The 24,673-nt window shown below is 65.7% G+C and carries 22 protein-coding genes; 15 read left to right on the plus strand and 7 right to left on the minus strand.

Going from position 1 to position 24,673, the window contains the following annotated elements; translation table 11 throughout:
* Positions 1-7 precede the first annotated feature (7 nt).
* The 4 genes from IPU70_RS26535 (at position 8) to lpxC (ending at position 4,601) form a co-directional block, all read left to right on the plus strand.
* On the plus strand, positions 8-832 hold the full coding sequence (locus IPU70_RS26535) for a cell division protein FtsQ/DivIB (RefSeq protein ID WP_013391531.1): 825 nt from the start codon (positions 8-10) through the stop codon (positions 830-832).
* A 4-nt stretch (positions 833-836) separates the two neighbouring features.
* Positions 837-2,063: a cell division protein FtsA gene (gene ftsA, locus IPU70_RS26540; protein WP_006217473.1), complete on the plus strand. Its 1,227-nt coding sequence runs from the start codon at positions 837-839 to the stop codon at positions 2,061-2,063.
* A 189-nt stretch (positions 2,064-2,252) separates the two neighbouring features.
* Entirely contained in the window at positions 2,253-3,437 is a 1,185-nt protein-coding gene (gene ftsZ, locus IPU70_RS26545) for a cell division protein FtsZ (protein ID WP_013391532.1), read from the plus strand.
* Positions 3,438-3,677: 240 nt separating this feature from the next.
* Positions 3,678-4,601 carry a UDP-3-O-acyl-N-acetylglucosamine deacetylase gene (gene lpxC, locus IPU70_RS26550; protein ID WP_013391533.1) on the plus strand — a complete coding sequence of 308 codons (924 nt, stop codon included), beginning with the start codon at positions 3,678-3,680 and terminating at the stop codon, positions 4,599-4,601.
* 254 nt (positions 4,602-4,855) lie between these two features.
* Here the strand turns inward: lpxC and IPU70_RS26555 are convergent, their stop codons facing one another.
* The gene (locus IPU70_RS26555; protein WP_013391534.1) at positions 4,856-5,263 is read right to left on the minus strand and encodes a DciA family protein; all 408 of its coding nucleotides are present in this window, start codon (positions 5,261-5,263) and stop codon (positions 4,856-4,858) included.
* A gap of 127 nt (positions 5,264-5,390) precedes the next feature.
* Between IPU70_RS26555 and IPU70_RS26560 the strand changes: the two genes are divergently transcribed.
* The 9 genes from IPU70_RS26560 to IPU70_RS26600 all read left to right on the plus strand — a co-directional run bounded on the left by IPU70_RS26560 (position 5,391) and on the right by IPU70_RS26600 (position 15,881).
* Positions 5,391-6,362 carry a M23 family metallopeptidase gene (locus IPU70_RS26560; protein ID WP_207472285.1) on the plus strand — a complete coding sequence of 324 codons (972 nt, stop codon included), beginning with the start codon at positions 5,391-5,393 and terminating at the stop codon, positions 6,360-6,362.
* A gap of 191 nt (positions 6,363-6,553) precedes the next feature.
* Entirely contained in the window at positions 6,554-9,289 is a 2,736-nt protein-coding gene (gene secA, locus IPU70_RS26565) for a preprotein translocase subunit SecA (RefSeq protein WP_207472131.1), read from the plus strand.
* Positions 9,290-9,302: 13 nt separating this feature from the next.
* The gene (locus IPU70_RS26570; RefSeq protein WP_207472133.1) at positions 9,303-10,022 is read left to right on the plus strand and encodes a VOC family protein; all 720 of its coding nucleotides are present in this window, start codon (positions 9,303-9,305) and stop codon (positions 10,020-10,022) included.
* Between the two features lie 199 nt (positions 10,023-10,221).
* On the plus strand, positions 10,222-10,977 hold the full coding sequence (locus IPU70_RS26575) for a GntR family transcriptional regulator (protein WP_207472135.1): 756 nt from the start codon (positions 10,222-10,224) through the stop codon (positions 10,975-10,977).
* Positions 10,974-11,963 carry a tripartite tricarboxylate transporter substrate binding protein gene (locus IPU70_RS26580; protein ID WP_013391540.1) on the plus strand — a complete coding sequence of 330 codons (990 nt, stop codon included), beginning with the start codon at positions 10,974-10,976 and terminating at the stop codon, positions 11,961-11,963. Before IPU70_RS26575 ends, IPU70_RS26580 begins: the two co-directional genes overlap by 4 nt.
* A 61-nt stretch (positions 11,964-12,024) precedes the next feature.
* Positions 12,025-13,719, plus strand: a complete 1,695-nt coding sequence (locus tag IPU70_RS26585; RefSeq protein ID WP_207472137.1) for a thiamine pyrophosphate-binding protein — start codon at positions 12,025-12,027, stop codon at positions 13,717-13,719.
* A 69-nt stretch (positions 13,720-13,788) separates the two neighbouring features.
* Positions 13,789-14,571, plus strand: a complete 783-nt coding sequence (locus IPU70_RS26590) for an SDR family NAD(P)-dependent oxidoreductase (protein ID WP_207472139.1) — start codon at positions 13,789-13,791, stop codon at positions 14,569-14,571.
* A gap of 80 nt (positions 14,572-14,651) precedes the next feature.
* Positions 14,652-15,110 (plus strand): Lrp/AsnC family transcriptional regulator, encoded by a 459-nt coding sequence (locus IPU70_RS26595; RefSeq protein ID WP_013391543.1) that lies wholly within the window; start codon positions 14,652-14,654, stop codon positions 15,108-15,110.
* Between the two features lie 159 nt (positions 15,111-15,269).
* A complete protein-coding gene (locus IPU70_RS26600) occupies positions 15,270-15,881 on the plus strand; it encodes a gamma-glutamylcyclotransferase (RefSeq protein WP_207472146.1) in 612 nt (203 codons plus the stop codon).
* Between the two features lie 14 nt (positions 15,882-15,895).
* On the opposite strand, the gene pagP is transcribed toward IPU70_RS26600, so the two are convergent.
* The 4 genes from pagP to IPU70_RS26620 form a co-directional block, all read right to left on the minus strand.
* Positions 15,896-16,450, minus strand: a complete 555-nt coding sequence (pagP, locus tag IPU70_RS26605; RefSeq protein WP_207472148.1) for a lipid IV(A) palmitoyltransferase PagP — start codon at positions 16,448-16,450, stop codon at positions 15,896-15,898.
* Positions 16,451-16,579: 129 nt separating this feature from the next.
* Positions 16,580-18,052 (minus strand): magnesium transporter, encoded by a 1,473-nt coding sequence (gene mgtE / locus IPU70_RS26610; protein WP_207472150.1) that lies wholly within the window; start codon positions 18,050-18,052, stop codon positions 16,580-16,582.
* 10 nt (positions 18,053-18,062) lie between these two features.
* Positions 18,063-18,473, minus strand: coding sequence for an acyl-CoA thioesterase (locus tag IPU70_RS26615; RefSeq protein WP_013391547.1), 411 nt, complete (start codon positions 18,471-18,473; stop codon positions 18,063-18,065).
* 105 nt (positions 18,474-18,578) lie between these two features.
* Positions 18,579-19,667, minus strand: coding sequence for a YeiH family protein (locus IPU70_RS26620; RefSeq protein WP_207472152.1), 1,089 nt, complete (start codon positions 19,665-19,667; stop codon positions 18,579-18,581).
* Between the two features lie 120 nt (positions 19,668-19,787).
* Here IPU70_RS26620 and IPU70_RS26625 point away from each other — a divergent pair, with 120 nt between their 5' ends.
* Entirely contained in the window at positions 19,788-20,681 is an 894-nt protein-coding gene (locus IPU70_RS26625) for a LysR family transcriptional regulator (protein ID WP_207472154.1), read from the plus strand.
* A gap of 3 nt (positions 20,682-20,684) precedes the next feature.
* Here IPU70_RS26625 and IPU70_RS26630 read toward each other — a convergent pair whose 3' ends face one another.
* The gene (locus IPU70_RS26630; RefSeq protein ID WP_207472156.1) at positions 20,685-21,881 is read right to left on the minus strand and encodes a M20 aminoacylase family protein; all 1,197 of its coding nucleotides are present in this window, start codon (positions 21,879-21,881) and stop codon (positions 20,685-20,687) included.
* A gap of 75 nt (positions 21,882-21,956) precedes the next feature.
* Between IPU70_RS26630 and IPU70_RS26635 the strand changes: the two genes are divergently transcribed.
* On the plus strand, positions 21,957-23,657 hold the full coding sequence (locus tag IPU70_RS26635) for an AMP-binding protein (RefSeq protein WP_207472158.1): 1,701 nt from the start codon (positions 21,957-21,959) through the stop codon (positions 23,655-23,657).
* Positions 23,658-23,663: 6 nt separating this feature from the next.
* Here IPU70_RS26635 and IPU70_RS26640 read toward each other — a convergent pair whose 3' ends face one another.
* Positions 23,664-24,539 (minus strand): inositol monophosphatase family protein, encoded by an 876-nt coding sequence (locus IPU70_RS26640; protein ID WP_013391552.1) that lies wholly within the window; start codon positions 24,537-24,539, stop codon positions 23,664-23,666.
* Between the last annotated feature and the right edge of the window lie 134 nt (positions 24,540-24,673).

Consider the following 24,673-nt stretch of genomic DNA (forward strand, 5'->3'; position numbering starts at 1 on the left):
ATACTCTGTGTGGAACGACGCTCGCACAACCAACCTGATCGCCAACACGCTGGCCGTGCTGGCGGTTTGCGCCATGCTCGTCGCGGGCGTGGTGTGGGTGGTGCAACGCCCGTTCTTCACGCTCTCGGCCATCGAGCTGGAATCGATGCCGGACACCGAGCTGCACTACGTCTCCACGGGGGCGGTGCGGTCGGCGATCGCGGGCCGCTTCAAGGGCAATTTCTTCACGGTCGACCTGGACGACGCGCGCGAGATCTTCGAGTCGGTGCCGTGGGTCCGGCACGCCACCGTGCGGCGGATCTGGCCCAATGTGCTGCGCGTGCGGATCGAGGAACAGCAGCCTCTGGCGCTGTGGAACGAGAACCAGATGATCAACACCTGGGGCGAAGCGTTCACGGCCAACACGGGCGAGGTGGACGACGAGACCGTGCTGCCGCAGTTCTCCGGTCCGGAGGGTACCGAATCGCTGGTCGTGCAGCGCTACGCCGAACTGGCCCGCTGGTTCGCGCCGCTCGATATGCACGTGACGCAGCTGGATCTGAGTCCGCGCTACGCCTGGCGCGTGGTGCTGTCCAACGGCATGTCGCTGGACCTGGGCCGCGATCCGGGCGCCGATGCGCCGGACCCGCATGGCCTGCCGGGCGCTCTGCCGTTCGCGGCCCGCATTCAACGTTTTGTGCAGGCGTGGCCCGCCGTGTCGGGGCGCCTGGAAGGGCGCACCGTGACGCAGGCCGACCTGCGCTATCCCAATGGTTTCGCCCTGGCGCTGGCTCCGTTGCCGCCGTCGGAAACCAAATCCAAATCCATACCGAAACCTCCCAAGAAACGCTAACGCCATGACCCGTGACATCAAGGACCTTATCGTCGCCCTCGATATCGGCACCAGCAAGGTGGTGGCTGTGGTGGCTGAAATTTTGCCTGAAGGGCGATTCGAAGTGCTTGGCCTGGGCCAGCACGAATCGCGCGGCATGCGCAAGGGCGTGGTCGTCAATATCGAGACCACAGTGAATTCCATCCAGCGCGCGCTTGAAGAAGCCGAGCTGATGGCAGATTGCAAGATTCGCGACGTCTACACCGGCATTGCCGGCAGCCATATCCGCAGCTTCAATTCCAGCGGCATGGTCGCCGTGAAGGACAAGGAAGTCACCGCCACCGACGTTGCCCGCGTCATCGAGACCGCCAAGGCGGTGAACATCCCGACCGACCAGCAGGTGCTGCACGTGCTGACGCAGGAGTTCATCGTCGATGGCCAGGAAGACATCCGCGAGCCCATCGGCATGAGCGGCCTGCGCCTGGAAGTGCGCGTGCACATCGTGACGGGCGCGGTCAGCGCCGCCCAGAACATCGTGAAGTGCGTGCGCCGCTGCGGCCTGGAAGTGCAAGACCTGATCCTGCAGCCCCTGGCGTCCAGCCTGGCCGTGCTCACCGCCGATGAAAAGGAACTGGGCGTGGTGCTGGTCGACATCGGCGGCGGCACCACCGACGTTGCCATCTTTACCGGCGGCGCGATCCGCCACACCGCCGTGCTGCCCATTGCCGGCGACCAGATCACCAACGACATCGCCGCGATGCTGCGCACGCCCACGCCCGATGCCGAGGAAATCAAGCTGCGTTACGGCGTGGCCAAGCAGGTGCTGGCCAGCCCGGACGAGTCCGTGGAAGTGCCGGGCCTGGGCGACCGCGGCCCACGCCAGGTCAAGCGCCAGGCGCTGGGCGCCGTGATCGAACCGCGCGTGGAAGAACTGTTCACGCTGGTGCAGCAGGTCGTGCGCGATTCCGGCTACGAAGACCTGCTGGCGTCCGGCGTGGTCCTGACCGGCGGCTCGGCCCAACTGCCCGGCATGATCGAACTGGCCGAGGACGTGTTCCTCAAGCCGGTGCGCGTGGCGGTGCCCGAATACGAAGGCAGCCTGGCCGACGTGATGCGCAATCCGCGCTTCTCGACGGTGATGGGCTTGTTGCAGGAAGCAAGAATGCAGCGCGTGCGCGGCCGCAAGGTCGCCGCCCAGACCGGCAATTTCAAGAGCCTGCTGGCGCGCATGAAGGAATGGTTCATGAACTGAGTTTCAAGGGGCAGGTTGGGGCCTGTCCTTGGTGCGGTCAGCGGCGGTAATGCGGACTGGGCCAGAAGAGGGGAGGCGCTTCAAACCCGTTGCGGGCCCGTCCGGCGACGAGTTTGAGGCGATTCACAAAACATAGGTTGGTTGGGGAATTTTTGTGATTTGCGAAATCGGACTTGTGAGGGAGTCATCATGATGAACTTTGAGATGCTTGAGAACAACACCAAAGGGACCGTTATCAAGGTCGTTGGTGTGGGCGGTGCGGGCGGCAATGCCGTCGCGCACATGATTCGCAGCGGTGTGCACGGGGTGGATTTCATCTGCGCCAACACCGATGCGCAGGCACTGGCGGCGACCAACGCCCCGGTGCAGATCCGTCTGGGCCGCACCGGCCTGGGCGCGGGCGCCAAGCCCGAGCAGGGACGCGCATCGGCTGAAACCGCGCGCGAGGAGATCCGTGCCGCGCTGAACGGCGCGCACATGGTCTTCATCACCGCCGGCATGGGCGGTGGCACCGGCACCGGCGCAGGTCCGGTCGTGGCCGAAGTCGCCAAGGAACTGGGCATCCTGACCGTGGGCGTGGTCACCAAGCCTTTCACCTTCGAAGGCAACAAGCGCCTGAAGATGGCCGAGGACGGTATCTCGGAACTGGCCAAGCACGTGCATTCGCTCATCGTGGTACTCAACGAGAACCTCTATGAACTGATGGACGAGGACGCGACGCAGGAAGACTGCTTCCGTTCGGCCGACGACATCCTGCACAACGCTTGCGCGGGCATCGCCGAAATCATCAACGTCGAAGGCAACGTCAACGTCGACTTCGAAGACGTCAAGACGATCATGGGCGAGCAGGGCCAGGCCATGATGGGCACGGCGTCGGCTTCGGGCGCGGACCGCGCCCGGGTGGCCGCCGAGCACGCCATTGCTTGCCCGCTGCTGGAAGGCGTGGACCTGAACGGCGCTCGTGGCGTGCTGGTCAACATTACCGCCAGCCGCTCGCTGAAGATGCGCGAAACGCGCGAAATCATGGAAACGATCCGCAGCTATGCTTCGGACGACGCGACCGTGATCTTCGGCACCGCCTACGACGAATCCATGGGCGAAAACCTGCGCGTGACCGTGGTGGCAACTGGCCTGGGCCGTGCGCAAGCGCGTCCGCAGCTGGTGCAGAACACCGCTGAAGTGCTGCGTACCGGCACCGACAACATGCCCATGGGCACGATGCCGGCTGGCGGTCAAGGCGATTACCGCAACCTGGACATGCCGTCTGTCATGCGCAACCCGCGCAGCCAGGCGTCGGCCCAGGTGCGTGCTCTGGAAAGCTCGGGCATGGATCATTTCGACATCCCGGCATTCCTGCGCAAGCAAGCGGATTGAACCTAGGAGCCGATTTCTGGCTCTAATTGCACTCCCTCATCTCCGGCCTGCCTGTCCCCACAGGCAAGCCGGAGGCAGAGCGGTCCGTGTTTCCCTTGCACGGTTTCAATAAGGGACGGAGGTATCGGTCGATCCGGACGCCAAATGGCGCCAGGGATCGGACAGAGTTACAATACGTCAGTTACGCCGGCAATCTGCTCGTCTTCTTGCCGGCTTCCTGGCTCAAAACACCCAAGTCTCATGTTCCGACAGCGCAGCATTCAGAATCTCGTCCGCACGACAGGCGTCGGCGTCCACTCCGGACGGCGGGTCGAGCTCACCTTGCGCCCGGCACAACCGAATACGGGCATCGTGTTCCATCGCGTCGATCTGCCGCAGGTCGTGGATCTGCCCGCGCAGGCCACCGGCGTGGGCGATACGCGCATGGCATCGGTGCTGCAGCAGGGCAATGTCCGCGTGTCCACGGTGGAACACCTGATGTCGGCGCTGGCCGGCCTGGGTATCGACAACCTGCATATCGACCTCACTGCCGAAGAAGTCCCCATCATGGACGGCAGTGCGGCCACGTTTGTCTATCTGCTGCGCTCGGCGGGCATTGTTGAGCAGAACGCGCCCAAGCAATTCATCCGCGTGTTGAAGCCGGTGGAAGTGCGCGAAGGCGAAGGCCGCAACGAGAAATGGGCCCGCCTCGAACCCCATGAGGGCTACGCGCTGGCGTTCTCGATCGATTTCCGCCACCCCGCCATCGACTCCACGGCCAATTTCGCCGAGATCGATTTCGCCACGCACTCGTATGTGCGTGAAATCGCTCGCGCGCGCACCTTCGGTTTCGTCAATGAAGTCGAGGCCTTGCGCTCCATGGGCCTGGCCCGCGGCGGCAGCCTGGACAACGCCATCGTCATGGACGAGTACCGCGTGCTCAATAGCGACGGACTGCGCTACGACGACGAATTTGTAAAACACAAGATCCTGGACGCCATCGGCGACCTGTATCTGCTGGGCAAGCCCCTGGTGGCGCGCTACGTCGCGTGCAAGTCCGGCCACGGCCTGAACAACCAGCTAGCCCGTGCGCTGCTGGAGCAGCGCGACGCCTGGGAACTGATTACCTACGAATCGCAGGCTGAAGCGCCACAGGCGTTCCGCCAAGAGTGGCAACTGGCCTAGAGCCAGGCCCACTCCCTACCCGCTGACGCGGGCCCCCTCCAGGGGCGACGTCTGCGGACCGGCAAAGCCGGCTCCGCGACGTCCGCGCTATCATCTTGCGCGGCTAGGTCCCTGAGGACTCCCAGAGGATGTGACGGTCGTCATCCTCTAGCGCTTAAGGCGCAAACCGGCGGCAAACCATAGGATGGATCCGTCCGAGAACTTGGTTTCGCTTCGTTTCCGGGAGGCCCGGATCACGGACAACCCGGCTGGCTTCAGCTACTCTTGTGGTGCTTCAGCAGCTTGGCGACCGCGTCGGCCAGAGGGCCTGGCCGCAGGTTGTCGTGCAGGGTCTCGAACGCGCCCAGGGCGGTGTCGCCCAGTGGTTGCGCCTCTTTGGGAGGGCGCGGCTGACGGGCGCCGGGTTTGGGCAAACCCGCTTGTACCTTGACGGCGATTTCGTTAAGGTTCCAGCCTTGGTCTGCCAAGGTCCGCGCGATGCGCGGTGCCAATTGACGCATCTTGGCCGCATGCGCGGCACTCGGCACCACCAGGTGCAGGCACTGGTTTTCCAGCTTGCCCACCTGGCATACGGCGCCCAGCGGGGCGGGCAGAACCGCCGCCACCGCGTACTGGATTTGCAAGTGCTTGCGGGCGGTCGCCAGAACGCCGGCGCCCCGCATGTCATGACCCAGCCATCCCAGGGCGGTATCTTCTTTCCGCCGGCTGGAACTGGAACGTTGACGGTATGAAGTGGGTCTATTCATGCCGGCTCTAAGAATTAGGAAGCAAACCTTGAAAATCGTGATTATGCACGCCCGCGACGGGCGGGACGGGCATTTCACCCTGGGCGGCGCGCGCCTCGCGCTGTTTCTGGGGGGCGCCTTGATCACGGCCGCCATCTTTGGCGCCGCGTTACAACGATACATTACTCCGATCCTGCCGGCCGTACATACCGTGGGTTGGCCCCTGGCGGGCCAGCCTGGCCGCGATGCCGATTTCCTGCGTGGAAACATGAATCTGCTGGCCGCCAAGGTGGGGGCGCTGCAGGCCAAGCTGGTAAGCATCGACGGCCTGGGCCAGCGCGTGGCCAAGGTGGCCGGCGTGGCTTACACCGATCCCGAGCTGGCCAAGCAACTGGCGGTGGCGCAGCCCGAGGCGCTGACCCAGCCCGAAGCCACCCAGGTCATGGACGATCTGTTCACCGACCACCCGCCGCCCAGCGCGGCTTCGGCCGAGGCGCTGGGCCGCCAACTCGACGAGATCCAGGCCAGGCTGGCCCAGCAGTCGGACAACCTGAAGCTGCTGGACGCGGCGTTGACCAAGCGGTCGGCGGATCAGGCGCGCATGCCGACCGCCATGCCGATCACCGATTATCCCTATCTGAGCTCGTCGTACGGCTGGCGCCGCAACCCCGTGACCGGCCGCAGCGCCATGCACGAGGGCCTGGATTTCGCCGCGCCTCCGGGTACGCCCATCCTGGCGGCCTCGGGCGGGGTGGTGCTGGAGTCCAAGTTCCAGCCGGGTTACGGCAATATGGTCGAGATCGATCATGGGGACGGCCTGATTACCCGTTACGCCCACGCTTCCTCCCTGATGGTGAAGCAGGGGCAGCTGGTCGAACGCGGCCAGCAGGTGGCCCGCGTAGGCAGTTCCGGCCGTTCCACCGGCCCGCATCTGCACTTCGAGGTCCGCCTGGCCGGGCAGCCGCTGGACCCGCGCCTGTTCCTGGGACCGCATCAGACCGCGCCGCCTTCCGCGGTGGCCCACGCCGGGCAGTGAACCTGGGCGGTCCGCGCCGGTCAAACCGGCCGGCAGTGCTACCCTGTCCATAGGTTCAGGCTATTGCGCTCCAGGTGCGTTAAACTGGTTCGTTTTCCAGCGGACCCCCGCTCAACCAATAACATCAAGTCACGGGTGACGCTGCTCCGGCCTTTTGCAGGCGCGGCGTGGCTCGTGCGGCCGACATACGCATGGTTTCTCTGCTCAAAAAACTCATAGGCAGCCGCAACGACCGGCTGCTTAAGCAGTATCGCAAGCTGGTAACCCAGATCAATGGGCTTGAACCCAAGATCTCCGCGCTCTCCGATGCGGAGCTGGCGGCCAAAACCGAGGAATTCCGTTCCCGCCACGCCCAGGGCACCTCCCTGGACGATCTGCTGCCCGAAGCGTTCGCGGTTGTGCGCGAAGCGGGCAAGCGGGTGTTCGGCATGCGCCACTTCGACGTGCAGATGTTGGGCGGCATCGCCCTGCACAGCGGCAAGATCGCTGAAATGCGCACGGGCGAAGGCAAGACGCTCATGGCGACCTTGCCGGTCTACCTGAATGCGATCGCCGGCAAGGGCGTGCACGTAGTCACGGTGAACGACTACCTGGCCCGCCGCGACGCCGAATGGATGGGACGCCTGTACCACTTCCTGGGCCTGAGCACGGGCGTGGTCGTGCCGCAGCAGCCCAACGAGGAAAAGAAGGCGGCGTATCTCGCCGACATCACCTACGGCACCAACAACGAATTCGGCTTCGACTACCTGCGCGACAACATGGAATACCGTGTTGAAGACCGCCGCCAGCGCGGTCTGTTCTACGCCATCGTCGACGAAGTGGACTCGATCCTGATCGACGAGGCCCGCACGCCGCTGATCATCTCCGGCCAGGCCGAAGACCACACCGAGCTCTACGTCCGCATGAACGCGGTGCCGCCGCTGCTCAAGCGCATGGCCCACGAGCCCAAGCCGCAGGAGCCGGAACCCGAAGGCGACTACTGGGTCGACGAAAAGAGCCAGCAGGTCTATCTGTCCGAAGCCGGGCACGAAAACGCCGAAGGCATCCTGTCGCGCCTGGGCATCCTGCCCGAGGGCGAATCGCTGTACGACCCGCGCCATATCGCGCTGATGCACCACCTGATGGTGGCGCTGCGCGCCAACACGCTGTTCTTCCGTGACCAGCAGTACGTGGTGCAGGATGGCGAAGTGGTGATCGTCGACGAATTCACCGGCCGCCTGATGGTGGGCCGCCGCTGGTCCGATGGCCTGCACCAGGCGGTCGAGGCCAAGGAAGGCGTGAAGATCCAGCACGAGAACCAGACGCTGGCGTCGATCACGTTCCAGAACTACTTCCGCATGTACGAAAAGCTGTCCGGCATGACCGGCACGGCCGATACGGAAGCCTACGAATTCCAGGAAATCTACGGGCTCGAAACGGTCATCATCCCGACCAACAAGCCCATGGTCCGCAAGGACCAGAACGACCAGGTCTTCAAGACCGACGGCGAAAAGTACAACGCCATTCTCGAAGACATCCGCGACTGCCACGAACGCGGCCAGCCGGTGCTGGTGGGCACCACCAGCATCGAAAACTCCGAGCTGCTGTCGGGCCTGCTGAAGAAGGCCAAGCTGCCGCACGAAGTGCTGAACGCCAAGCAGCACGCCCGCGAAGCCGAAATCGTCGCCGAAGCCGGCAAGCCTGGCCACATCACCATCGCCACCAACATGGCGGGCCGCGGCACCGACATCGTGCTGGGCGGCAGCGTCGACAAGCAGGTCGACCTGATCCGCGCCGACGAGTCGCTGTCCGAAGCCGAAAAGGACGCCCGCATCGCGAAGGTGCGCGCCGACTGGAAGCCGCTGAACGAGCAGGTCAAGGCCGCCGGCGGCCTGCGCATCATCGGCACCGAACGCCACGAATCGCGCCGTATCGACAACCAGCTGCGCGGCCGTGCCGGCCGCCAGGGCGATCCGGGTTCGTCGCGCTTCTATCTGTCGCTGGAAGACTCGCTGATGCGCATCTTCGCGGGCGACCGCGTGCGCGCCATCATGGAACGCCTGAAGCTGCCCGAGGGCGAGCCCATCGAGGCCGGCATGGTGACGCGTTCGATCGAGACCGCGCAGCGCAAGGTGGAAGGCCGCAACTTCGACATCCGCAAGCAATTGCTGGAGTACGACGACGTCGCCAACGACCAGCGCAAGGTGCTGTATTCGCAGCGCAATGACGTGCTGGAAGCCGCCAGCGTGGGCGCCACCGTGCAGAACCTGCGCGACGCCGCCGTGGCCGAAATGGTCAACACCTACGTGCCGCCGGAATCGGTGGAAGAACAGTGGGACGTGCCGGCGCTGCAAAAGGCGCTGGAAGCCGACTGGCACGTGCAGTTGCCGCTGACCGAAATGCTGGAAAAGGAAGCCAGCCTGACCGACGACGACCTGCGCGAGCGCGTCGTGAGCGCGGCACGCGACGCCTACCAGGCCAAGGTCGACCAGGTGGGCACGGAATCGTGGTCGCAGTTCGAGCGTTCGATCATGCTGCAGGCGATCGACACGCATTGGCGCGAGCACCTGTCGGCGCTGGATTACCTGCGCCAGGGCATCCACCTGCGCGGCTATGCGCAGAAGAACCCCAAGCAGGAATACAAGCGCGAAGCCTTCGAACTGTTCTCGGGCATGCTGGACCGCATCCGCGACGACGTGGTCCGGGTGCTGATGACGGTGCGCGTGCAGTCGCAGGAACAGGTCGAACAGGCCGAGGCCGAAGCGGCGCAGCCGCACGTGCAGAACGTGCAGTACCACCATTCCGATTACGACGAAGCGCTGGCCCAGTCCGAACCGGAAAGCGGCGCGCAACCCGTGCGCAATGCCTTGCCCAAGGTCGGCCGCAACGACCCGTGCCCTTGCGGCAGCGGCAAGAAGTACAAGCAGTGCCACGGCAAGCTCGTCTGAGCCAGGAGCCATCATGCTGCATTCCGTCGGCCGCACTGAATTCGACCATGCCGTGGTCATGGTGCGCGACCGGCTGGATGCGCTGGCCCCGCATTTCGAACGCCAGGGGTTCCACCTCAGCGACAAGGCGGTGCACAACCTGGGGTCGTGCAACCGGCTGATCGTGCTGGAAGGCACGTATGTCGAATTGCTGGGCTGGCCGCCCGGCGCGCCGCCCGCCCGCAAGGAAATCGCCGATTCGCCGTTCGGGCTGGAGGCCCTGGTGTTCCGCACCTATGATGCCGAAGCCACTCGCGAGCGCCTGCTGGCGGCTGGGTTTGCCGTCAATCCGGTCCAGGAACTGAGCCGTCCCGCCATGCTGGACGGCCAGGAAGTCCAGGCCCGTTTCCATACCGTGCGCTTTGCCGAGCAGCCCTTGCCCGGCATCCGCATGTATTTCTGCCGCCATCTGACGCCCGAGTGCGTGTGGTCGCCAGAACTCATGGCGCACCCCAACGGCGCGCGCAGCCTGGTGCGCATCGATGCCCGGGCGCAGGATGCACGCGCGGTCGCCCAGCGGCTGGCGCTGGTGGCTGGCGTGGATGCCGAGGCCGCAAACGCCGGCTGGGACGTGCCGCTGGCGAATCTGCGCATCCACGTGAGCCAGGATGCGGCAGCGGCAGTACCCGCGCTCTCGACGCTGACCCTGGAAAACAAGGACGGCGCCCACTACACGCTGGACACCGGCCTGTAAGCGCCAGGCGGCAGGCGCCGCCGCAGGAACGAATGGCCCGCAACGCCCGCGTTGCGGGCTTTTTTTCGCCCTGCGTTCGCCTCATCCAGGGGGGGACAGGGAGCCCGGCTTACGGGGAAACCCGGGTTGTTGCTTCAAGTGTATGCACTTTAGTATGCATTTCATTCCCGGCCATCCAACCGGGCGCAGGTGAGCAGGCATGACTCCATCCTCAATCGCAATCCGGCCCGCGGCGCGCACCAAGGAAGCGCAGGCGGAGCTGTATAACGCGGTCAAGGCGATGGCAGTGCGCTTTGACTTCAAGCCCGGCGAACGCATCAACGAGGTGGAGTTGGCCCGCAGGCTGAACGTCAGCCGCACGCCGCTGCGCGAAGTCCTGAACCAGCTGATGGTCGAAGGTTTTCTGACCCGCTCGGTCAACCGCGGTTTCATTGCCCGCCTGCTCGACGCCAAACAGATCCACAGTCTTTACGAGTACCGCGCCGTGCTGGAGGCTGGCATCGTGCGCGCGGCCTGCGAGCGCGCCAGCGACGAAGAACTGGCCAGCCTGCGGGAGTTCGTCGAGCGGTCCCGCGACCTGCCCGAGGACAGCGATGCCACCCGTCTGCTGGAACTTGATGAGGCTTTCCATCTGACGCTGGCGCGCTACTCGCGCAACGAGGAGTTCGTGCGCGCGCTGGAAAGCGTCAACGCCCGCATCCACTTCGTGCGCTGGATCGACATGCAGCAGGGGCGCCGCAGCCACACGCAGAGCGAGCATCTGCGCATTGTCGAAGCTCTGGAACGGCGCGACCTCGATGCCTTGCCGGGTCTGATGGGCGCGCACATCGGCCGCCGTCTGGACCAGATCACCGACGTCATACGCACCGGTTTTTCCACGATCTACATGCGGGACCAGGCCGAACCCGCCACGGCAGCGCCGGCCAACACCATACAAGCAGGGGAAAAGCTATGAATCACGGGATCAAGCGCGGACTGGCTGCGCTATGCATGCTGTCCGCCACGGCAGGCGCATTCGTCACGTCGCCGGCCACCGCCGCAGAGGAACGGCCGCTGATACTGGTCGTGCCGTATCCCCCTGGAGGCAGTACCGACATCCTGGCGCGCATCCTGCAGCCGCGCCTGTCGCAGCAATTGGGTGGTCGCGCGGTGGTGGTCGAAAACCGGCCGGGGGCGGCCAGCCAGATCGCCACCGCCTTCGTGGCGCGCGCCGAACCCGACGGCAACACCTTGCTGGTCAGCTTCGACAACCACGGCATCAATCCCGCTGTGAAGCCCAAGCTGCCCTACGACACGTTCAAGGACTTTGTCGCCATTTCACAGACGGTGCGCTTCCCGTTGGTGCTGGGCGCCAATCCCAGCGTGCCTGGGGACAACTTGAAGGAATTCCTGGCCGCCGCCGCCAAGCAACCGCCCAACAAGTTCAACTATGCCTCTACCGGCGTGGGTTCGCTGAACCATCTGGCGCCTGAAGAGCTCAAGCGCCTGTCGAAGGTCGAGCTGCTGCATGTGCCTTACGGCGGCGGCGGACCGGCGATCCAGGCGGTGGTGGGCGGCCAGGCCAGCATGACCTGGCTGAGCTTCGCGGCCCTGCGCGGCCAGATCCAGGCCGGCAAGATCAAGCCGCTGGCGGTGGCGGGCGACAAGCGCCTGGCCGATCTGCCTAACGTCCCGACGGTGGCGGAATCGGGTTTCCCCGGCTTTGTCGCCTATTCCTGGAGCGGCATGTTCGCGCCCAAGGGTACGCCGGACGCAACGGTGAAAAAGCTGACTGCCGATTTCAAGGCCGTGTTGGCCGATCCGGAAATCCGCAAGAAGGTCACGGATGCGGGCTTCGAGATCGTGGCCTCCGACGGCCCGGCGCTGGACGCCTACGTGAAGTCCGAATACGACCGTTGGAGCGCCTTCATCAAGAGCAGCAACATCAATCTGGACAACTGAACCACGCGTGGCCGGCGCAATACCGTCCGGCCACTGCGCGTGCAACACAAGTGGAGATGACATGGAAAACATGACCGGCGCCGAAGCTATGGTGCGCATGTTGCAGCACAACGGCGTCAAGCACATTTTCGGCCTGTGCGGCGATACCAGCCTGCCGTTCTACGATGCGCTGTACCGGCTGGACCACGGCATGCAGCACATCCTGACGCGCGATGAGCGCAGCGCCGGCTACATGGCGGACGCCTATGCCCGCGTGACCGGCAAGGTCGGCGTGTGCGAAGGCCCCAGCGGCGGCGGCGCAACCTATCTGCTGCCCGGCCTGGTGGAGGCCAACGAATCGTCTATTCCGGTGCTGGGCATTACCTCGGACGTGGCGGTGGGCTCGCGCGGCAAGTATCCGCTGACCGAACTGGACCAGGAAGCGCTGTACCGCCCGCTGACCAAATGGAACCGCACCATCGACCGCGCGGATCAGATTCCCGGCATGGTGCGCGCGGCCTTCCGCGCCATGACGACCGGCAAGCCCGGCGCCGCCCATCTGTGCTTTCCGTATGACGTGATGAAGCAGCAGGTGGACGCGTCCGATGTCTGGGCCCAACCCGAGCACGGACGGTTTCCGGCCATGCGCTACGCGCCGGATCCGCTGGACGTCGCGCGCGCCGCGCAGCGGCTGGTCAGCGCGCGTGCGCCGGTGATCATCTGTGGCGGCGGCGTGGTCATCGCCGGCGCCAGCGGCGCCTTGCAGGAATTGGCCGAATCGCTCAAAGCCGCGGTTTGCGTGACCGTGAGCGGGCAGGGCAGCCTGGCCGACAACCATCCCCTAAATGCGGGCGTGGTCGGCTCCAACGGCGGCGTGATGGCGACGCGCGATGTGGTGGCCGCGGCCGACGTGGTGCTGTTCGTCGGCTGCCGCGCGGGTTCGACCTCCACCGAGCACTGGCGCTTCCCCAACCGCGACGTGCCCATCTTGCATATCGACATCGATCCCATGGTGATCGGCGCCAACTACCTGACCGAAGTCGGCATGGTGGGCGACGCCAAGCTGGCGCTGGAGGCCCTGGGCGTGGAGGTCGCGGCGCGCCTGGCGCACCGTCCGGCGGATGCCGCCGACGGGGCGGTGCTGGCTGGCCGCGCCAAGGAGGCTCGCCGGGCGCAGCTGGAGCCGCTGGCCCACAGCCTGGACGCACCCATCCGCCCGGAGCGCGTGGTGCAGTCCCTGAACCGCCTGTTGCCGGATGACGCGGTGGTCTGCGCCGACCCCGGCACGCCTTGCCCGTATTTCTCCGCCTACTACGACGTGTCGCGCCCCGGCCGTCATTTCATCACCAACCGCGCGCATGGCGCGCTGGGCTTCTCCATGTCGGCCGCGCTGGGCGCCTGGGTTGGCCGGCCGCAGTCCAAGTGCGTGTCGGTGATGGGCGACGGCAGCTTCGGCTTCACCGTGGGCGAACTGGAAACCATCGTGCGGCACAAGGCGCCGCTGCTGATGGTGGTGTTCTCGAACTCGGTCTATGGCTGGATCAAGGCCAGCCAGAAGGCGGGCTACGACAAGCGCTACTACAGCGTGGACTTCAACCGCACCGACCATGCCCGCATCGCCGAAGCTTATGGCGTCAAGGCCTGGCGGGTGGAGGATCCGGCCAAGCTGGATGCCGCCATCAAGGCAGCAATGGAGCATGACGGCCCGGCGCTGATCGACGTGGTGGCGCAGCCCTTGCAGGATGCGGCGGCGCCGGTCAGCCAGTGGATGGGCTGACACGGCAGTCCTATACTGGTCCGCTTTGGCGGAGCGCTCCGCCAAAGCGCAATGACAGGAGAGTCGGGCATGGATCTGGGGATCGGCGGCAAGACGGCACTGGTATTCGGCGGTAGCCGCGGCATGGGTCGGGCGTGCGCTCTGCAATTGGCGCGGGAAGGCGTGGCTGTCACGATAGCCGCCCGCAACCCCGCCACGCTGGAGCAGGCGGCGGCCGAGATATCGCATGAAACCGGGATCGGGGTGGGCTGGGTGTCGGCCGACCTGACGCAGGCGCAAGGCCGGGACGCGGCCATGGCCGCCTGTCCGCATCCCGACATCCTGATCAACAATGCGGACGGCCCGCTGCCGGGCGACTTCCGCCACTGGAGCCATGACGACTGGATTGCCGCGCTGGACGCCATGATGCTGGGTCCCATCGACATGATCCGCCGGGTGGTGGACGGGATGATGGAGCGGCGCTTCGGGCGCATCGTGAACATCGTGTCGCGCAGCGTCAAGGCGCCGCACGCCGAGCTTGGCCTGTCCAATGGCGCGCGCTCGGGCCTGATCGGCTTCGTCAGCGGGCTGGCCCGCCAGACCGTGCGCCATAACGTCACGATCAACAACCTGCTGCCTGGCGCCTTCGCCACGGATGCGCAGGTCAGGCACATACAAGGCATGCTGGAACAGTCCGGCGGCAAGAGCTTCGAGCAGCTGTGGGACGAGCGCGGACGCGCCAATCCGGCCGGCCGCTACGGCCAGCCCGAGGAACTGGGCGCGCTGTGCGCCTATGTCTGTTCCGCGCAGGCCGGCTACATGACGGCGCAGAACATCCTGATCGACGGTGGCGGCTACCCCGGGACCTACTGAAGTCCGGCGCCCGGGGGGCGCAAGCTGGACGCGGGCAGGCGGAACAGGCAACATTGGGGCCGATCCAGCCGAGGAAACCCATGGACCAGACGGACATCAAGATACTGGCCTTGCTGCAGAAGGACGCCACCTGTTCGGTCGCCGAAATCGCCGAGCAGGTGCACCTGTCCGTCACGCCCTGCTGGCGTCGCATCCAGAAGCTGAAGGATGACGGCGTCATCGCCCGCAATGCCATCTTGCTGGATCCCTGCGCGCTGGGCCTGAACCTGACGGTCTTCGTGTCCATCAAGACCAGCCAGCACAACGAGAAATGGACCCAGAGCCTGATCAACGCCGTGATGGCCCTGCCCAACGTGGTGGAGTTCCACCGCATGGCGGGCGACGTCGATTATCTGCTCAAGGTCGTGGTCGAGGACATGGCGGCCTATGACCGCTTCTATCGGCGCCTGATCGGCGCCGTGGACCTGCTGGACGTCAGCGCCAGCTTCTCGATGGAAGTCATCAAAAGCACCACCGAATTGCCGCTGGACGCGGTGTAGGCGGGCGCGCGCAATTTTTTTTCCATGGTGGGGGCTGCCGGGGATGCAAATTCCATTCGGCCCGCTGGCCAGACCCCATCACGCAATTCTTTTGCGCAGGCTACGGCGTAGGATATCCGCACTCCCATCATGGGATGAATCGGGATATCAGAGGACCCTATGTCGTTGGCAGTACCCGCCGGCTGCGCCGGTACGGAAACTTCGCGGCGCGCGCTTTCGGTGGATGACCTGCTGGTCGGCTGGAACGGCGTCGACGATCTGTGGGTGTTCGCCTACGGATCCCTGATATGGCATCCCGGTTTCGCCTGGCGTGAACGGCGGCTGGCGACGGTGCGCGGCTACCACCGGTCCCTGTGCCTGTGGTCGCACGATCATCGCGGTTCGCCCGACAATCCCGGCCTGGTGTTCGGCCTGGACCGCGGCGGCTGCTGCCGCGGCGTGGCTTTCCAGATCGCCGCCGGCGACGTGCCCGCGGTATTCCAGGCGCTGTGGCGCCGCGAGATGGTCACGGGCGCCTACGCGCCGCGCTGGCTCACCTGCCATACCGAAGCCGCGCCGGTGCGCGGCCTGGTATTCCTGTTGAACCGGGCCTGCCAGGAGTATGCGGCCGGCCTCAGCGACGATCGCCTGCTGGCGTCGGTGCGCAATGCCGTCGGCCATTCGGGGCCATGCCTGGACTATGTCGTGGAGACCGAGCGCGCCCTGCGTGCGCACGGTATCGATGATTGGCGCCTGGGCGATCTGGTGCGCAGGCTGGGCCAGGCCTTCTGAGGCCTGCGAGCGCTTCAGAAGCTCCAGCGGCCGAACATGAACAGCACGTTGCCCGCGCCGGCGGAACCCGGGATATAGGTCGCGTACAGCATCGCGTCCTTGTAGCCCGCGCTGACCAGCGGCAGGATGCCCGGAAACGGCACATAGCTCATGATGTCGTGGCGCGCCGTCAGGAAGACGGTATAGCCCGCGCCCAGGCGGAAGTTCTCGCTGACCCGCCCGATCTTCAGGAAGCCGTAGCCGGCAATGGGTTCGACCTTGCTGTGCGAGTCGAGGAAAGCCATGGCGTACAGGCCCTGCCAGTCGCCGTCTTCGTCGTAGATGCTGCGGCCGTAGCCGCCGCCCCAGGCCAGCTCGTTGAAGCTGTCGATCTTCTCTTTGCTGTAGGTGGCCCGGTTGTGCCACGAGTAGCCGGTGAAGTACAGGTCGTTGCCGCCCTCGTTCCAGATCTGGTCCAGGCGGTTGCAGGCCGACTGGGCCCATGAGGGCATGCTGTCACAGGCTTGGGCGGTGGCGGCGAAGGTGGCGAGCAGCAGGCAAAGCATTGCCGCCCGGAATCTTGCAGTCATTGTGGATGCAGAAAGGGTAGAGATGACGATTCCATTACTGTAATGGAACGATCGTCATCCACCCTGTCAGCTAGCTGTCAACGAGGCGCCGCCAGAGGGAAGCCGGTTTTTTTGACCGTTGTATCCGGGCTACAGCAGGAAAATCGTCGCCAGGCCCAGAAAGATAAAGAATCCCAGCGAATCGGTGGCAAAGGTCAGGAGCACCGACGAGCCCATCGCCGGATCCTTGCCGAACCGGGCGCGCACCATCGGCACCAGCACGCCCACCGACGCGCCGACCAGCATGTTGCAGATCATGGCGGCCATCATCACCAGCGCGATGGACACCGAATGCGAAATCGCCCAGGCGAACAGCGCGGCGACCAGGCTGCCGCACAGCCCCACCATCAGGGTGACGAGGAGTTCGCGCTTGACCAGCTGCCACAGGTTGCGGCCGGTGATCCGGCCCATGGCCAGGGCCCGGATGATCAGGGTCATGGTCTGGTTGCCGGAGTTGCCGCCGATGCCGGCCACGATGGACATCAGGAACGCCAGGATGACGATCTGGCTGACCGTGCCTTCGAACTGGGACGCCACGAAGGACGCCGTGGCGGCGGTACAGAGGTTGAACAGCAGCCAGGGGGCGCGGTTGCGCAGGGCAGTGGCGACGGGCGCGAAAATGTCTTCTTCCTGCAGGCCGGCGCGCGACAGCGCCTGTTCCTGGGAGTCTTCGCGCATCACGTCGACCACGTCGGCGATGGTGACCCGGCCGATCAGGCGGCCCTGGTCGTCCATGACGGGGGCGGAGACCAGGTCGTAGCGTTCGAAGGCGCCGGCGGCATCGGCGTCGGAATCCAGCGGGTTGAGCGCCAGGAAATCCGAGTTCATGACCGCGCTCACTTCGGTTTCGGGCTCGCTGACCAGCAGCTTGGACAGGGGCAGGATGCCTTGCAGCTTGTCCTGGCGGTCCACCACGAAGATCTGGTCGGTGTGGTCGGGCAGCTCGTGCAGCCGGCGCAGATAGCGCAACACCACTTCCAGTGTCACATCCTCGCGCACCCGGACCATCTCGAAGTCCATGATCGCGCCCACGCTGTCTTCCGGATAGCCCATGGCTTCCAGCAGCTGCGCGCGTTCCTCTTCGGTCAGGCCCTTCTGGACTTCGGCCACCACGTCGGGCGGCAGGTCGGGCGCCAGGTCGGCCAGCTCGTCGGCGTCCATGTTGCCGGTGGCGGCAACCAGGTCCTGGCGGTCCATCGCCTCGATCAGCGATTCCCGCACCCAGTCTTCGACTTCCAGCAGCACGTCCGCGTCGTGCTCGGGGCTGACCAGTTTCCAGATGGCTTGCCGTTCGTCCTTGGGCAGCGATTCCAGGATGAACGCGATGTCGGCCGGATGCAGCCCGTCCAGCAGGGTCTTGAGCTCGGCCTCGTGCTGGCGATGCACCAGGTCCTCGACCAGCGAGGCCTTGGAGTCGCCTTCTTCCTGGCGATGCACCAGGTCGGCGACCAGTTGCTGGCGGCGCAGGCGTTCCTGCACTTCCGCCAGGGCGTGTTGGGCGTCTTCCGGGTCGAGGCGGCGGGGCGTCGCGGGCGGTTTCTGCGCGGCGGCGGACTGCGTCATGCGTTACGGCTCAAAGAGTAGGAAGGGGACGGCGGCGGCGCGCTTCGTCGGTGGCGACGTAGGTCAGCGTAGCCTCGGTGACCTTGACGATCTCGGCGTCCAGCCGCTGACGCTCCGCGTAGACCTCGACGGACACCGTGACCGAGGTCGTGCCGGTCTTGGTGATGGCTGCGTAGAAACTGAGCAGGTCGCCCACGAACACCGGCTCTTTGAACTGGAAGGCGTTGACCGCGACGGTGGCCACACGTCCGGCGGCGCGGCGCGCGGCGGGGATCGATCCGGCGATGTCGACCTGGGACATGATCCAGCCGCCAAAAACGTCCCCGTGGATATTCGCGTCCGCCGGCATCGGCATGACGCGCAACACCGCGTCGCGATCGGCGGGCAAGGTCGTGAACGGGGTTTTGGTGCTGGAGGTCATGCGGCCGACTCCACTGCTAGGGAACCAGCCGATTATGCAGGAAAAACCTGACAGCGGCGTGCATGCGCGAAGCCCGCCACGCCTCTGGGCGCGGCGGGCCGGGGATCAGGACGCCAGCTTGACGATGCCGTAGCCGCCGACCAGCAGCCAGAGGTACAGGATCAGGCCCAGCGCCATCACCCGGGGACCGGCCTTGCGGATCTGGGCGAAACGGGTTTCGATGCCCAGCGCGGTCATGGCCATGGTCAGGGCGAAGACGTCCAGGCGACGGATGGCGGCTACCGCATCGGCGGGGATGATGTTCAGCGAATTGATGATGGCCAGCACCAGGAAGCCCACCGCGAACCAGGGGATCGGCAGCTTGCCACCCTTGGCCTGGCCGCCAGCGGCGTGCGCCGCCGCGCTGCGCAGATACATGCCCAGGATCAGCAGGACCGGCACCAGCAGGGCCACGCGGGTCATCTTCACGATGGTGGCGACTTCGGTGGTGGCGGGGTCGACGTTGCTGGCCGCGCCAACGACCTGGGCCACTTCATGGATGGTGCCGCCGATATAGATGCCCAGGGCCTGGGTGTCGAAATTCAGCCAGCCCGCGTGGTAGAGCACCGGGTAAAGGAACATGGACAGGGTGCCGAACAGCACCACGGTGGCCACGGCCACCGCGCTCTTGTGGGGAGCGGCCCGCAGCGTGGGCTCGAACGCCAGCACGGCAGCGGCGCCGCAGATGGCGCTGCCGGCGGCGGTGAGCATGGCGGTGTCGCGATCCAGGCCCAGCAGGCGCTGGCCCACCACAGTGCCGATCAACAGGGTGCCCACCACCACCGCCACCGAGACCGCCAGCCCGGGCAGGCCCACGGCGGCGATCTGCTGGATGCTGATATTCAGGCCGTAGAAGGCAACGGCGATGCGCAGCAGGCGCCGCGCGGTGAAATTTACGCCCGCGCTCCAGTCGGCGGGCATGGTGCCGCGCAGGAAGTTGCCATAGAGCATGCCGCAGACGATGCCCACGACCAGCGGCGAGAAGCCCAGTTGGCGGATGGCGGGCAGGTCCGCCAGCTGCATTACCGCGGCGGCCATCAGCCCGACGAACAGTACGCCATTGAGCTTGTCGCGCCAGGGCGTGGCGGCGGGAGGCGCTGCCGGCGTGGTTGGCGTGGCGGGCAAGGGAACGGCGGTGCTGGTAGAGGTGCTCATGGCTGGCCTTTTGGGGGAGGCATATCTAAATAACTTCCCGAAATATTAATTTCCCGCCTACTATTTGAAAAATCTTTATTTCGGATATGTAATATCAGTAATTCTGATATTTAGTCGATCATGACCCCCGATCAGTTGCTTACCTTCGCCAGCGTGGCCGATGCCGGCAACATCAGCCGCGCCGCGCAGCTGCTGAACCTGTCCCAGCCCGCCGTCTCCGGCCAGCTACGGATGCTGCAGGAATGGTTCGGCGAACCCCTGTACCGCCGCAGCGGCCATGGCATCGCGCTGACCGAAGCCGGTGAACGCCTGGCCGAGCAGGCGCGCCAGTTGCGCCAGGTATACCGGCAGGCGCAGGCGGTGCGCGAGTCCTGGCGCGGACTGGAAACCGGCGATCTGCGCCTGGGCGCCAGCACCACCCCCGCCAGCTATCTGCTGCCCAGCCTGGTGGCGGACTTCCGCCATGCCTTTCCGGCGGTCAGCCTGCATCTGTCCGATGGCAACACGCGCGAGATCGTCGAGCGCCTGCCGGCCCTGGACCTGGCGTTCATCGAAGGCGACGTGCCATTGGGCCTGCCCGCGGACACGGCGGTGCATGCCTGGCGCCAGGACGAAGTGGTGGCGGTGGTGCGCGCGGACCACGCGCTGGCGGGCAAGGGGGCGGTGACGCTGCGTGACCTGGCGACGTCAGCGCTGATCATGCGCGAACCCGGTTCGGGCGTGCGCCGGCTGGTGGAGCGCGCTTTCGCGGACGCCGGCCTGGCGCCGTCGGTGGGCCTGGAGTTGGCTGGCGTGGAAGGCGTGAAGCAGGCGGTGCGGGCCGGACTGGGCGTGGGCTTCGTGTCGGTCATGTCGATGCGGCACGAGGATGGCGCCCTGGCGGCCTTGCGCCTCTTGCCCAGGCCGCTGACGCGGACCCTGAGCATCCTGGTGCCGCATGCCGACGCCGCCGCCCGCGCCGCCGGACGCTTCCTGGCAATGTGCCTGGCGGTCGGGACGGCGGAAGGCGGCTGAGGATCAGGCCTTGGCCAGGCGCTTGAGCGCCAGCTGGACCCAGTAGGTGCCGCCCAGCGGCAGCAGTTCGTCGTTGAAGTCGTAGCTGCCGTTGTGCAGCATGCATGGCCCCAGGCCGTGGCCGCTGTCGCGGTGCTCGCCGGTGCCATTGCCGATCCAGACATAACAGCCCGGCAGTTCCTGCAACATGAAGGCGAAGTCTTCCGCGCCCATGGTGGGTTGCACGTGGTCGTTGACGTTGGCCTCGCCCACGATGTCGCGCAGCACGTCGGCGCAGAACGCGGCTTCCTCGGCGTGGTTGATGGTGGGCGGATAGTTGCGCTGGAACGTGAATTCGACTTCGCAGTCCATCGCCGCGCAGGTGTGGCGCGCGATCTCTTCCATACGGCGTTCGATCAGGTCCAGCACGTCCAGCGTGAAGGTGCGCACGGTGCCGCGCAATTCGGCGTGGTTGGGCACGACGTTGTCGGCGCTACCGGCGTGGATCTGCGTGATGCTGAGCACGGCCGCATCCAGCGGATTGCGGTTGCGCGTGATGATGGTCTGCAGCGATTGCGCCAGTTGCACGGCCGCCATGACCGGATCGATGCCCAGGTTGGGCATGCCGGCGTGCGTGCCCTTGCCCTTCACGATGATGGAGAACTCATTGCTGGAGGCCATGATGGGGCCGGCGGTCAGGCCGAACTGGCCGGGCTTCATGCCGGGCCAGTTGTGCATGCCGAACACCGCTTCCATGGGGAAGCGTTTGAACAGGCCGTCGTCGATCATGCGCTTGGCGCCGCCGCCGCCTTCTTCCGCGGGCTGGAAGATTACGTAAACCGTGCCGGCGTAATCGCGGTGCTGCGACAGGTATTGCGCGGCCGCCAGCAGCATGGCCGTGTGGCCGTCGTGGCCGCAGGCGTGCATCTTGCCGGCGTTGGTGCTGGCGTGCGCGAAGGTGTTGACCTCCTGCATGGGCAGGGCGTCCATGTCGGCGCGCAGGCCCACGGCGCGGTCGCCCGGCAGATTGCCGCGGATGATGCCGACCACGCCGGTGCCGCCCAGGCCGCGGTCGATTTCAATGCCCCATTCCTCGAGTTTCGCCGCCACCACGTCGGCGGTGCGGAACTCTTCGAAAGCCAGTTCGGGATGCGCGTGGATGTCGCGGCGGATCTTGGAAATGTCGTGATGCCACGCGACGATGGGTTCGAGCAGTTTCATGGAGCTCTCGGGCGAAAAAAGGGAACGCAACAAGGGTATCATCAATCAAAAACCAATTTAATGGAGACAAATACCATGACGCGTCCGTGGCTTGCCCATTATCCGCAGGGGGTTCCGGCGGAGATATCCACAGAGGGTTATGCCTCCCTGACTGACTTGCTGGATCGGGCCTGCAAGCAGTACGCCTCGCGCATCGCCTGCACCGCGATGGGCAGCAACATTACTTATGCGCAGCTCGACGCCCATGCGCAAGCTTTCGCCGGCTGGCTGCAAAGCATGGGCCTGTCCAAGGGCGAGCGGGTGGCATTGATGATGCCGAACGTGCCGGCCTATCTCGTCAGCATGCTGGGCACGCTGCGCGCGGGTCTGGTCGTGGTGAACGTGAATCCGCTTTACACCGCTGAAGAGCTGCAGCGGCAGCTGCAGGACAGCGGCGCGTCGGCCATCGTCATCCTGGAAAATTTCGCGCACACCTTGCAGCGCGTCACCGACCGCGGACAGCTCAAGCAGATCGTCGTCACGGGGCCCGGCGATCTGCTCGGCGGCCTGAAGGCGCCGCTGGTCAACCTGGCCGCTCGCTATATCAAGAAGATCGTTCCCGCGTGGCAGATCGATGGCGCCCATAAGTTGCCCGATGTGCTGCGCGACGGCGCGCGCCATCGCTTTGCGCCGCCGGCCCTGTCGATGGACGACGTGGCGGTGCTGCAATACACCGGCGGCACCACCGGCGTGCCCAAGGGCGCGATGCTGTCGCATCGCAACCTGGTGGCCAATGTGCTGCAGACGGAAGCGGTGGCCCAGCCCGTGGTGCATGACCTCGCGGACCAGCAGCTCACCATCATCAGCGCGCTGCCGCTCTACCACGTGTTCGCGATGACCGTGTGCGGGCTGTATGGCCTGCATGCCGGCATGCGCAACGTGCTTATCATCAACCCGCGCGACCAGCCTTCGCTCATCAACGCATGGCGCAAGGTGCCGATCAACGTGTTCCCCGGCGTCAATACGCTGTTTAACGCGCTGGCGCACAACGATGACTTCGCGCGCCTGGACTTCTCGGGCTTGCGGCTGACCTTGGGCGGCGGCATGGCGGTCCAGCAGCAGGTCGCCGAACGTTGGCTGAAGATCACGGGGCGGCCCCTCATCGAAGGCTATGGCCTGTCGGAAACTTCGCCGGTGGCGACGGTGAATCCCACCAACGCGACCGCCTACTCCGGTTCCATCGGCCTGCCGCTGCCGTCCACCGACGTGGCCATCCTGGACGACGAAGGCCGCGAAGTGCCGCTGGGCGAGCGTGGCGAAGTGGGTATCCGCGGGCCGCAGGTCATGCTGGGATACTGGCAGAAGCCCGAGGAAACCCGCCACTCCATGACCGTCGACGGATACTTCCGCACCGGCGACATCGGCATCATGGACGAGCAGGGCTATACCCGCATCGTCGACCGCAAGAAAGACATGATCGCGGTGTCGGGCTTCAAGGTCTATCCGAACGAAGTCGAGGCGGCCGTGGCGCAGCATCCCGGCGTGCTGGAGTGCGCGGCCATCGGTGTGCCGGACGAGCACTCGGGCGAGGCCGTCAAGGTGTTCGTGGTGCGGCGGGATCCGACGCTGACCGAGGCGCAGATCCAGGATTGGTGCCGCGAAAAGCTCACGGGCTACAAGCGTCCGCGCTACGTGGAATTCCGCGACGAGCTGCCCAAGAGCAACGTGGGCAAGATACTGCGTCGGGAGCTGCGTCCCGACGCGGTTGCGGGCGCACCCACGGGTACGGCGGCGTAAGGGCCGTCAGTCCTTTTTGTCCAGGTGCGGCGCGATCATCTCGTGCAGGGCGCGCTCGATGGCCTTGTTGCCGGCCACGACGCGCCCGCCGATGGGCCAGGGATCCTGCCGGTGCATGTCCGAACATGCGCCGCCCGCTTCGCGCAGGATCAGTGTGCCCGCGGCCACGTCCCAGGGAGCCAGGCCCATTTCCCAATAGCCGTCGTAGCGGCCGCAAGCGGTCCACGCCAAGTCCAGCGCGGCCGCGCCCATGCGGCGCACGCCGCGGGCGCGATTGATGGCGTCGTGCAGCATGGGCATGTATTGCGCGGCGAATGAAAAGTCGCGGAACGGGAAGCCGGTGGCCAGAACCGCATCTTCGATGGTCGGCGTGCGCGAACACTTGATGCGCCGGCCGTTGAGCCAGGCGCCCAGGCCGTGGACCGCGGTAAAGAGTTCCTCGCGGCAGGGGTCGTACACCACGCCGACCACGGGCGTGTCCTCGGCCAGCGTTTCGGTGGCTGATATGGCGGTGCCGGCGTGCGCGATCAGCGCGATCGACACCGCGTAATGCGGAATGTCGTGCAGGAAGTTGGTGGTGCCGTCCAGCGGATCGATATACCAGGTGGCGCTGCCTTGCGGCTTGCCGCCGGTCTCTTCGGCGACGATGCCGAATTTGGGCGTGCGCGCTTGCAGCTCCTGGATAATGGCAGCCTCCGCCTCGCGGTCCGCTTGGGACACGAGATCGTTGCGCGCCTTGCGGTCGATCACGAGATCCGCGCGGTGATGCGCGTAGGATTGCAGTATGGCTGCGCCGGCGTGGGCCGCCGTGACTGCCGCGTCGATCGCGGCGCACAGGTCGATGGGCGAGGTCTGCGAACGGGGCTGATCGTAGGTATCCATGAAACCAGTGTAAGCCCATGTATGCGTCAAATCCGTGGCTGCGCCCCGAATCCGCCGCGCTGCGTGGCGTCCGCCCAACGCAGCCGCATCCGATAATCCGCGCTGATTCCCAATTTCCATTTTGTCTGCCGCTG

The organism is Achromobacter sp. SD115, assembly GCF_017355315.1.
In the GTDB taxonomy this organism is placed as follows: Bacteria; Pseudomonadota; Gammaproteobacteria; order Burkholderiales; family Burkholderiaceae_B; genus Achromobacter; species Achromobacter xylosoxidans_B.